Raw genomic sequence first — 10319 nt, forward strand, 5'->3', positions numbered from 1 at the left:
TTCTAGAGTTATTTGCATTTCTCTATTTTATCAAAATTCAACCTGCTTTTTTTTAGCATACTTTTTGATACACCACCAAATTTTCAGGCAGTCATGACCCTGTTGCAGCATTACTGCTCTGTGGTGCAGACCGTGCGGAACATGTCATGGTTAAAGGAAAATGGGTAGTCAAAGATCAACAAGTCTTAGGTCTTGATATGGACAAATTATTGGCCGAACATCGTCAGGCCGCAAAAGATTTATTAGCCGCTTAAGCGATGTGTTCTATGTATCTTAGTCATTGAAATGATGGCTAAGTTATAACTCACAGATCATTGCAATCGCACTAAGCCCAGATCACCAGTATGGCGGCAATGACCACCAGTAATAATCCCCAATGTTCTGCCTTGGCCAGCTTTTCTTTAAAAAAGTAAGTGGAAATAAGTAGGCTAAACAGGATTTCAATCTGCCCCAGTGTTTTGACAATCGCGACAGATTGCATACTCATGGCGGTAAACCAGCCCAAGGAAGCGATAAAGCTGCAGACACTGACTTTAAACGTCAGGCCTATTCTTGCCCACATCGCTTTTAAAGTGTGACGACTAAATAAACTTAAATAAATCAGCATACTGAGACATTGAAAGCCAATAATACTCACCAGCACCCATGCTGCGCGATGAATAAATGGTAGTTCCGGTAGCTCCAGACTGGCTTCGCGAACCAGTAAAGAAGTAATGGCAAAACATAATCCGCTACCGACCCCAATCAATAAAGTCGGCAGGGAGAGTTTTTCTGCTCTTGGACCTTTACTTAATAAGAATACTGCCAGCCCCCTAATGCTACCCCAAACCAGGCCAGAATGCTTAACTGATCACTCAGTAATGAAGCACCAATCAGCGCAGCCAAAATGGCTTCACTTTTCGCCAGTCCCACGCCAATGGCATAATTTTTTTGTTTAAATAGCTGCACCATTAGTGCCGTTGCCGCAATCTGGCTGATCCCGGCAATGACAATGTAAATCCAAAATCTTGGAGTAAAAGTGATAGCAGCCTGGATAGGCTTAAAATGATATAAACAGGACAAGTAAATGATAGCAAACGGAAAACCGAACAGAAAACGTGCCAGCGTTACGCCATACACATCCACAGTTGTACTTAACTGCTTTTGAAACGCATTACGCCAAGCCTGCATAAATGCAGCCATGAGGGTAAAGAGAATCCATATAGATGCCATTACTCAACCAGATTAAAGCGTTAAAGTACTGTAATGTACTCCTTCAACATTGAATTGACGAATCTTTTTCCAGGAAAATGGGGATTTTTATAAAAATGATCAGTAGAAAAATCCAATAAAAAACCCTTCATCACGAAGGGTTTATGAACAAAAAGACATAGCCCAATAATTAATCTAATGGATTACCCACAATATTGCTGATAATGCCTTTCATAATATGTGGTCCCTGTTCTTTTCTTAATTCAGCATACCATTCCTGGGTCACGATCTCATCTTTCATATGCGTGACATCACAACGTTTCCTTGCACGTAACACCAACTCATTGGCGCGTTCATTGCGTTTATTTTGATAACGCTTTAAAGCATCTTGTAGACCTAATGTATTAATTTGTAAGGCGCGGGCCAAATAAATCGCATCTTCCATAGCTTGACATCCCCCCTGACCAATATCTGGCGTGGTACTGTGTGCAGCATCACCGACAATCACCACACGACCTTTATAAAATTGGGCAAAAGGTTCAATGTCATGAATTTCTACACGGTTGGTTTTTTGCTCATCCAATGCGTCAATTAAATGCTGAACTGGCGCACACCAGCCACTAAAATATTGTTTCAATAAGGTTTTATATTCAGATTTGTGATTATCCAGACCGACTGGAAGTGGCACATCAAAGAAGAAATAAAATTTTCCGTCTGCCACAGGCATCAGTGAAACACGTTTCCCTTCACCGACAAAAGTCGTCCACTGGTCTGCTGGCGAAAGATCATCACTGATTTCGACCAAGCCGTTCCAGTTAACATAACCCGCATAACGACGTGAAACCTGTTCACCCAGTACATAAGCGCGCGTAATCGAGTGGGTTCCGTCTGCACCAATCAACAAGTCAGTTTTAATTTCGCTACCATCGGCAAATTGAACCAGTACTCCATCCTCCTGTTCCTGTAGCGCAACCATTTTTTTGCCCAGTTGAATATCATCATGGCCAAATTCATCCATCAGCATATTTTGCAAGTCGGCACGTGCCACCGGATACGGGCGCTGTCCTACTTCTTCAATCAAAGGCAACAAACTGAATTGGGTCATGGTATCGCCAGTCAAGCCATCCATATACGCTAGCTGATCCATCTGACCGCCCAATTTGGCGACCTGTTCAGTCAGACCAAGGTAATTCAAACATTTCACACCATTTGACCAAAGTGAGATGGCTGCACCAACAGGTAAAATTTGCTCTGCTTGCTCATAGATGGTGACCTTATGTCCAAACTTTTTCAGTGCAATTCCTGTGGTTAATCCCCCCATCCCTGCACCAATAATTGTAATCTCCATCTATTTTCTCCTCTGAATATATTGTTTCTGCTCCTTAAAAAGCTAAAAGCGTGCCATTTTTCAAAAACATGCACCGATTTTTTTCAAAAGTTGGCATAAGCTGTGCATCAATATGGTTGTAAACATGCGTTTTTATAAGGCTTTAACTTAGATTTAGGCTTTTTTATAAAAATTAATATTCACGTTATTAGTAGTTTGAATGGAAAATAACTATGGCAACATTAATTGCACCTATTTTTGATCTTCCTGTGCATATGCAACAACTCACCAACTTGGCAGATAGCAGAATTGGTGCAGAAGTACTTGAATGTTCAGATGATTTTTTTGCTGAAGCAAATCGAATGCTGCAATTTGATGCCCCCATTTTTGTCGAAGACAAGTTTGATGATCATGGCAAATGGATGGATGGTTGGGAAACCCGTCGTAAACGTCACGCCGGCTATGACTGGGCCATCATTCAGCTTGGGGTCGCAGGAACCATTCAGGCACTGGATATAGACACCAGCTTTTTTACCGGGAACTATCCGGCATCAGCTGCGGTTGAAGCCTGTTATGCACCAAATGGTGACTTAAGCACTGCAACATGGCACTCAATTTTACCAAATAGTAAATTAGGCCCGGGTCAGCACCATATTTTTGAAGTCTCTTCCGAGCAAGTGTTTAGCCATGTACGCTTAAATATTTTCCCCGATGGCGGTGTAGCGCGTTTTAAAGTTTATGGCGAAGTTAAGATTCAGGTTCAGGATCGTGATCAGGTACTGGATTTACTGGCGCTGGAAAATGGCGGCCGTATTATTGCTTATAGTGATGCACACTTTGGGCATCCGCGTAATCTGATTAATCCGGGTCGTGGTGTGAACATGGGTGATGGCTGGGAAACCAAACGCCGCCGTGAACCCGGTTTTGACTGGTGTATTTTGGCTTTAGGCCAAAGTGGAGCAATCGAAAAAATTGATATTGATACCGCCCACTTCAAAGGAAACTTCCCTGCACAGGTTTCTATACAGGCGATTGATATCGAAAATGCGACCGATCAGCAGCTAATTCCGCAAAGTATGTTCTGGCCATATCTTTTAGAAGCACAAGACATGCAAATGGATCATATTCACAGCTTTATAGAAGAAATTTTACAGCATGAAAAAATTTCCCATATTCGGGTGAACATGATTCCAGATGGCGGGATTAGCCGTATCCGTTTATGGGGAAAAACTGCAAAATAAATGTGAATACTATGACTATACTCACGGTAAAAATACAGCCTTTAACTGCAGAAAACTTCGCTGTTTTTGGTGAAGTCATTGCATGTCAAGGCAACGATTTTTTTCATATTAATAATCAACAGACTGAACGCTATCATGTACTGGCTGAAGTGGAAACAGATGCTAAGGTTGGACTGAGTATTTTCAGGAATATTCAAGCCACGCAAGTGCCTTTTGAAATTTCCATGCTGGAAAGGCATCCGGTCGGGTCACAGGCCTTTATCCCCATGCAAGGACAGTCGTTTTTGATTGTAGTGGCTCCGGCTCTGGATCAGGACAAGCCCGATCTGGAACACATTCAAGCTTTTATCAGTGATGGTTCACAAGGGGTCAATTATCGTGCCGGAACATGGCATCATCCCTTATTGACACTTGAAGCGCTCAGTGAATTTGTGGTGATTGACAGAATTGGGACTAGCCCTAACTGTGATGTATATCCCTTCCCGGATAAAATTTCTATCACTCAATAAAGCAATAAAAAAGCCCTTGTTCTCAAGGGCTTTTTAATCGAATGATTTAGAAATGATATTTCACTAAAGCACTGACATTGTTTTCATCTGCATTTTTAATTCCATATTTGTTGGTCCAGACCGAATGTTCAATACCTAAATACAAGCGAGTATCTGGTGAAATATGTTTACCTGCATTCCATTTCCACTGTGTAGTCCAGTTACGTTCACTTTCATGATCATCTTCTGATGTTGACCAGTCTAGGAAACCATCAACCAGGAAGTCCTCACTACCCAATTTGAACGGAATACCATATACAAAGGTAAACTGGTAATCATCATCTATATTGTCGTTGTTCGCACGGTATAAATTGACCTGTGCATATTGGAAATATGGAATGCTTAAATCAAATCCAATTCCGTATAAGTAGTTATTAAAGCCTTCACCACCTTCCCAAGTGGTTGCAACCAGTACATCTTTAATTGGGCCCAATTCTAGTTTTGTACCCGAAACTGCACCCAAACTTAAACGTGGTGATGCTTCAAAATAACTTTCTTTACCACTGACATCATTTTCTGTACGGTCAATAAAACCAAAGAAATCACCATATTTTAATTTTGCTGTATATTCAAATGTGTGATTCATAGAGATCGTTTCAATTTAGCGATCTCTAAATCCATCTTGTAATTGGCGTGTTGAATCCGTTCATTGGATGGGTTGTATTGCTTCTGGACCTCATCAGAGAAAGGGGTTTCTTCACATAATTCAAAGTACCTTTCCATCGGTGTTTTACCTTTCAAAGCTGAATGTGGTCTCATCCAGTTATAGTAATGCTGCCATTCGGCTAGCTTGTCTTGGATATCTTCAGAATTAATATCGACAGTAGCGTAGAACTCAGATTTATCAGTCTTTTGAGAACGCTCTACCTTGCCATTCAAATGAGGTGAACCTGGTTTATTTGGCCTAAATTTGATTCCATGCTGCATCAATTTTTTCTGTACTTTTTCAGCAAAAAATTCCCGCCCACGATCGGTCTGTATTCGCTGTATGGGAAAAGGCATTTCTTCAATTACGCAGTCTAAAAAGTCGAGCGTATTCGCCGCTGTTCGGCGTTTATATATCCTTAAAACGCGATATCGTGTGCAGTCATCGATAGATGTGTACTGATATAGCCTAGAACCCAATTTACAAGTATCCATTTGAATTCTATCGCCTGGTAATGGGCGTTCATAACGAATGAAATCTACTTTACGACGGAATTTTTTAATCGGTTTGACTTGATGGGTGGATAGTACTTTATGGATAGTCGCTAAGGACAACGAGACTCCGTGCAGCCTCATCAATTCTGTTTGCAAACGTCGAGCACCCAGATTTCTAGCCGAGCGCATTTCCAATATTAAGTCCTCTAGCTCAGCATTGATTTTAGTATTTGGAGATTTTAATGGGCGTTTACTCTGACTACTTAATCCATCAATACCTTGCTCAGAATATCGTTTCCACCACTTGCGTAATGTTGGTCTAGAAATGCCACATCTCCGACAGACTAGGCCAGCATCATTGGTCTCTTCAAATAATTTAACCCATACGAGTCTTTGTTGAATTTCTCTGTTCATAGACACCAATTATATTGAAATGATGTCTATGAATCACACATGCGCCAATTGCAGCACTTGCTAGTACAGTTGCAGTGAATAATTGTGTTAATTTCATAGAAGTTTAGCCCCAAAATAGGAAAAATAATTACAAGATTAATAAAGCAAAAACAAAGCCAAGTTTTTTATTTTTTGATAAAAAAAACCCATGACATGCATGGGCTTGTATAGGTTAGCGAAGGTTAATGAACTGACTCTGCAATATTCTTTGCTGTAACTGTATGTTTGGTTTTAAAAATATTTAAATGATTGAAAAGAATATTTAAAATAATCGCCATTAAACAAGTTGAACTAATGCCTGAGTGAAACAATGTTTGAACCCATTTAGGGAAATTTGCATAGAATGAGTGATCAATAATTGGAATCATGCCGGCAGCAATCGCTGTTGCCACAATAATCAGATTCTTTTGCTCATTATAATCAATTTTTGCCAATGTACGAATGCCACTTGCAGCCACTGTACCAAAAAGCACCAATCCTGCACCACCAAGTACCGGAACTGGTATCGCTGCAATTAAACGCCCCATAATTGGTAATAAACCCAAAACCACTAAAATCATGCCGCCTGCTGCAACCACAAAACGGCTTTTGATGCCTGTGATCGCAACCAAACCTACGTTTTGGGCAAAGGCACTTTGCATAAATGATCCAAAGATCGGTGCTAGTGCACTTGACAACATATCGGCACGTAAACCATTAGAAATACGTTCTGAATCTACTTTTGTTCCTACAATTTCACCCACAGCAATAATATCTGCTGTAGTTTCAGTCATGATCACTAAAGTTACTATCAGCATGGAAATAATGGCGGTCAATTCAAAAGTAGGCATACCAAAAGCAAAGAAACTTGGGAGCTGTACCCATGCACCATTGCCCACTTTACTAAAGTCGCCAAAACCCATCAAATAGGCGAAAACAGAACCAATCACGATGGCTAAAAGAATAGATAAACGACGGATCGCGGCATTCTTGGTCAGGTTTAAACAGATCACAATACCAAGCGTTAATAGTGCCAAGCTAATATTTTCCACACTTCCCCATTCGGGTGCCTTATTGTTACCGCCCATCATCCAGCGCACAGCCACAGGCAACAGTGAAAGACCAATAATGGTGATCACACAACCGGTAACCACTGGTGGGAAAAAGCGAATAATTTTAGAAAAATAGGGCGCCAGAAAGAAACCGATGAGCGAGGCCACGATCACTGCGCCATATACAGCCGATAAGCCGCCACCGGTGGTGACAATGGCTACCATGGTGGCCACGCCGGCAAAGGAAACCCCTTGTACCAGTGGCAACTGAGCACCAATATATTTCACACCAATGGTTTGCAATATCGTTGCCAAACCACCAACAAATAAAGCAGCGGCAATCAGCAAGCCAATTTGCTGTGCCGATAAACCTGCGGCTGTACCTACAATCAGGGGCGGTGCAATAATTCCACCATACATGGTTAATACATGCTGTAAACCGTATGCCGCACTTTTTGCAGCGCCTAAATATTCATGTTCTGGTGCAATATTCTTGCTTTCTTCAGTCATTGTTTTTCTTCCCTCAAATTAAAAAATGAATTAGCTGCCGCGATATGTGGAGTACGCAAATGGGCTAATCAGTAAAGGAATGTGATAATGCTGTGCAGCATCTTTGACGTAGAAATGGATTACGGCTTTAGGGAAAAATGTTTCCACTCCCAAAGCATCAAAATAAGCAGAAGTGGCAAATTCAAGGCTATATGCGCCGCTATTGAATTCAATTAATGCAAAATCAGCAACGGAAACACGCCCATCGGCATTGGTGAAGGCTTCTGCGAGCAGCTCGCCACTTTCATTAAATAGCTTAATGGCTACATTGGCCGCCGGTTGACCAAGATTCGTATCTAAAATATGTGAACTGATCATGCTTGAAGCTCCTGAGATAATCTGAGCAAAGCAATCTCTGCCAGCTGATGATGGACAATACGTTTTTCTGAATCAGCATCATTTAACAGACGATAATTCAGTGCTTGTAGAACTTCCCCGCTATTTAAACCAGATGCTTTAATCAGGAAGATGTAGCCATATTTATTTTCATAGGCAATATTGCCTTTGAGCAAGGCTTCTTCTGTTTCCCTATCTACGTTAATAGCTGCTTGCTCACGCTTGGAAAAATCTTGTTCCAGTTCACTCAGTTCAGATTGTGCTTTTTTTTCACCAATACGTGGATGTTTGTCTAAAGCGGTTTTTATTTCTTCCCAAGTCCAGGTCGAAGCTTGCTGTTTAGCAAGTTCCATTACAGCTTCAACTGACTCAAACGGACGCTTGGCCTCAAGTTGTTGCGACCAGCTGGGTATTTGCACACAGTGCTTTAAAAAGGTAATTGCATCTTGTTGAGATGCTTTATTAAATTCAACGAGTTGCACTATTAAATCGCCTAAAATATTGAATGTTTGTTCAAAAATAATTTTGCAATATCAGTGCCAAACTTTGATTTTCTGGATTTTCTATAAACAGGATAAATAAAAAAAGAGAAGCTAAACTTCTCTTTTTTAAACCTTTTTAGACCTTATTCGGCATGATGTTTATACCAGTGTTCAGCAATATCACCACGTCGGCAGATCCAAACTTGCTCATGACTTTGGATATAATCCAGGAACTTTTGTAGTGCTTTAAAGCGTCCCGGACGCCCTAAAATACGACAATGCATACCAATGGAAAGCATTTTTGGCGCAGTTTCTCCTTCTGCATACAGTACATCAAACGCATCTTTAAGATATTGATAGAACTGTTCTCCGCTGTTGAAACCGCCCGGAGAGCTGAACTTCATATCATTACTTTCTAAAGTATAGGGAATGATTAAATGTGGACGTGTTGCACCATTTTTATCAGACAAGTTGCTCCAAAATGGCAAGTCGTCGCCATAGTAATCGCAGTCATATTTAATCTGCGGAAATTCAGCCAGTAATTGACGTGTATTCGGGCTATCGCGACCGGTGTACCAACCAATTGGCGCTTGCCCAAACAACGCTTCGAGTACACTGATCGCCTGATCCATGTGCTGACGTTCAAGTTCAATAGGCATGTTCTGATAATGAAGCCAGCGCTGACCATGAGAAACCACATCATAATTGGCTTCTTTAATGGCTTCCACAATGTAGGGATTTCGGGCCAGCGCCATGCCCACACCAAAAATGGTCATGGGTAAATTACGCTTTTTAAACTCGTTATGAATGCGCCAAAAACCTGCACGTGAGCCATATTCATACATGGAATCCATGGACATATGTTTCGCAGGAAAGCTTGCTGCCCCAATAATATCGGAAAGGAACTGCTCTGAACCTGCATCACCATGTTCTATATGGTTTTCCCCGCCTTCTTCATAGTTCAATACAAATTGAACCGCGACACGAGCACCATTTGGCCACTCTACTTGAGGTGGTTCACCATGATAGCCAATTAAGTCCCGTGAATAGTCTTGTTGTTGAATTTGGTCAATCAGGTCTTGACCGCGTAAGTATGTTGCTGTCACATCCATTTCCTAATGTGTTATATCAAACAGTAAAAATCTAGGAAGGATTAAGCAATTTATGCGCCAAAAAAGTTCATTTTTTTCTAGTTTTCTTTACCTTTGACGATATTTACCACACTAGACAATTGATCTAAACCATCAAATGTATTAGGGACTTTGTCGTCTGAAGAAACCAGTGGTGAAAAAATTAAACTTTCAAATTTTTCAAAGCCATCAGGATGTTTTTTCTTTAAATCAACAGCGTAATCTGCATAGCTTTGAATAAATCGACATAGAGTCATCCGTAAATCTAGTTGAAGTAATTGAGATTGTATTGAACGCATAGTTTGAAGAATGATTTTAAAAAAATATAAAAGTACAAAGATCAAAATTGTTAAAGGAATAGTAAGCATGAATAGTTTTGTCAAATCAATTGTTTGATTTGGTATAGATAATAGATAATTTACTTTATTTAGCTCATATCCAATAACAGTAATAATAATTAAAGCTAATAAACCTAACCCTATACGTGCTCCCCATAGTGCCCTAACTTTTTGTGTATGTAATTTATTAAAACCCTCAAATATTCCAACAAAATTAAATGCATTTTTATACGTTTTTAAAGAACCTTCGATTCTTAGTACTTGTTCTTCTTTTTCAGCCAAAGAGTTTTCCCAATTTTCGATCTTTTTATATGTGGTTTCTGATTTTTCAACATAATTTTGAAAGTTAGAAAAGTCCTTTTCTTCTAGAAATTTTCTAATTTCATTTAATTTTGAATTACCATATATGTCTTTACAAATTCGATAAGGTAATTCATCCAAGAAATCAAAATGAGCTTTATATTTTTGATATTCATTAGATCTCTTTCATAAATCAAAAAACGATCTTCTTTTTGGTTAATATTTGCACTCCGGATTTCTTGGCATTCGTGCA

The 10319-nt window shown here is 40.1% G+C and carries 9 protein-coding genes and 3 pseudogenes; 3 read left to right on the forward strand and 9 right to left on the reverse strand.

What is annotated here, in order from left to right; translation table 11 throughout:
• Nucleotides 1–77 precede the first annotated feature (77 nt).
• A pseudogene (locus MTX11_RS16655) lies at nucleotides 78–254 on the forward strand (8-oxoguanine deaminase); the annotation flags it as partial.
• 71 nt (nucleotides 255–325) lie between these two features.
• On the opposite strand, the pseudogene MTX11_RS15745 reads toward MTX11_RS16655, so the two are convergent.
• Both MTX11_RS15745 and hpxO read right to left on the reverse strand, forming a co-directional pair.
• Nucleotides 326–1212 (reverse strand): annotated as a pseudogene (locus MTX11_RS15745) (EamA family transporter).
• 169 nt (nucleotides 1213–1381) lie between these two features.
• On the reverse strand, nucleotides 1382–2539 hold the full coding sequence (gene hpxO / locus MTX11_RS15750; protein ID WP_243475550.1) for an FAD-dependent urate hydroxylase HpxO: 1158 nt from the start codon (nucleotides 2537–2539) through the stop codon (nucleotides 1382–1384).
• A gap of 212 nt (nucleotides 2540–2751) precedes the next feature.
• On the opposite strand from hpxO, the gene alc reads away from it, so the two are divergent.
• Together alc and MTX11_RS15760 are read left to right on the forward strand one after the other, a co-directional pair.
• Nucleotides 2752–3759, forward strand: coding sequence for an allantoicase (gene alc, locus MTX11_RS15755; RefSeq protein WP_243475551.1), 1008 nt, complete (start codon nucleotides 2752–2754; stop codon nucleotides 3757–3759).
• An 11-nt stretch (nucleotides 3760–3770) separates the two neighbouring features.
• Complete coding sequence (locus MTX11_RS15760) at nucleotides 3771–4268, forward strand: ureidoglycolate lyase (protein ID WP_243475552.1); 498 nt, start codon at nucleotides 3771–3773, stop codon at nucleotides 4266–4268.
• Between the two features lie 46 nt (nucleotides 4269–4314).
• Here MTX11_RS15760 and MTX11_RS15765 read toward each other — a convergent pair.
• The 7 genes and pseudogenes from MTX11_RS15765 to MTX11_RS15795 form a co-directional block, all read right to left on the reverse strand.
• Nucleotides 4315–4884: pseudogene (locus tag MTX11_RS15765) on the reverse strand (outer membrane protein OmpK); the annotation flags it as partial.
• A gap of 5 nt (nucleotides 4885–4889) precedes the next feature.
• Nucleotides 4890–5861 carry an IS481 family transposase gene (locus MTX11_RS15770; RefSeq protein WP_243475553.1) on the reverse strand — a complete coding sequence of 324 codons (972 nt, stop codon included), beginning with the start codon at nucleotides 5859–5861 and terminating at the stop codon, nucleotides 4890–4892.
• Nucleotides 5862–6082: 221 nt separating this feature from the next.
• Nucleotides 6083–7441 (reverse strand): nucleobase:cation symporter-2 family protein, encoded by a 1359-nt coding sequence (locus MTX11_RS15775; RefSeq protein WP_243475554.1) that lies wholly within the window; start codon nucleotides 7439–7441, stop codon nucleotides 6083–6085.
• Nucleotides 7442–7471: 30 nt separating this feature from the next.
• Nucleotides 7472–7798: a hydroxyisourate hydrolase gene (gene uraH / locus MTX11_RS15780; protein WP_243475555.1), complete on the reverse strand. Its 327-nt coding sequence runs from the start codon at nucleotides 7796–7798 to the stop codon at nucleotides 7472–7474.
• Nucleotides 7795–8298 carry a 2-oxo-4-hydroxy-4-carboxy-5-ureidoimidazoline decarboxylase gene (uraD, locus tag MTX11_RS15785; protein WP_243475556.1) on the reverse strand — a complete coding sequence of 168 codons (504 nt, stop codon included), beginning with the start codon at nucleotides 8296–8298 and terminating at the stop codon, nucleotides 7795–7797. Before uraD ends, uraH begins: the two co-directional genes overlap by 4 nt.
• Before the next feature lie 143 nt (nucleotides 8299–8441).
• Complete coding sequence (puuE, locus tag MTX11_RS15790; protein ID WP_243475557.1) at nucleotides 8442–9404, reverse strand: allantoinase PuuE; 963 nt, start codon at nucleotides 9402–9404, stop codon at nucleotides 8442–8444.
• Nucleotides 9405–9487: 83 nt separating this feature from the next.
• Nucleotides 9488–10207, reverse strand: a complete 720-nt coding sequence (locus MTX11_RS15795) for a hypothetical protein (RefSeq protein ID WP_243475558.1) — start codon at nucleotides 10205–10207, stop codon at nucleotides 9488–9490.
• Between the last annotated feature and the right edge of the window lie 112 nt (nucleotides 10208–10319).

Source organism: Acinetobacter lwoffii (assembly GCF_022809915.1).
Taxonomy (GTDB): domain Bacteria; phylum Pseudomonadota; class Gammaproteobacteria; order Pseudomonadales; family Moraxellaceae; genus Acinetobacter; species Acinetobacter lwoffii_M.

Coding starts and splice junctions, on each gene's coding strand:
- MTX11_RS15760 (WP_243475552.1), top strand. CDS start 3,771: ATGACTATACTCACGGTAAAAATACAGCCTTTAACTGCAGAAAACTTC.
- hpxO (WP_243475550.1), bottom strand. CDS start 2,539: ATGGAGATTACAATTATTGGTGCAGGGATGGGGGGATTAACCACAGGA.
- MTX11_RS15775 (WP_243475554.1), bottom strand. CDS start 7,441: ATGACTGAAGAAAGCAAGAATATTGCACCAGAACATGAATATTTAGGC.
- MTX11_RS15770 (WP_243475553.1), bottom strand. CDS start 5,861: ATGAACAGAGAAATTCAACAAAGACTCGTATGGGTTAAATTATTTGAA.
- alc (WP_243475551.1), top strand. CDS start 2,752: ATGGCAACATTAATTGCACCTATTTTTGATCTTCCTGTGCATATGCAA.
- uraH (WP_243475555.1), bottom strand. CDS start 7,798: ATGATCAGTTCACATATTTTAGATACGAATCTTGGTCAACCGGCGGCC.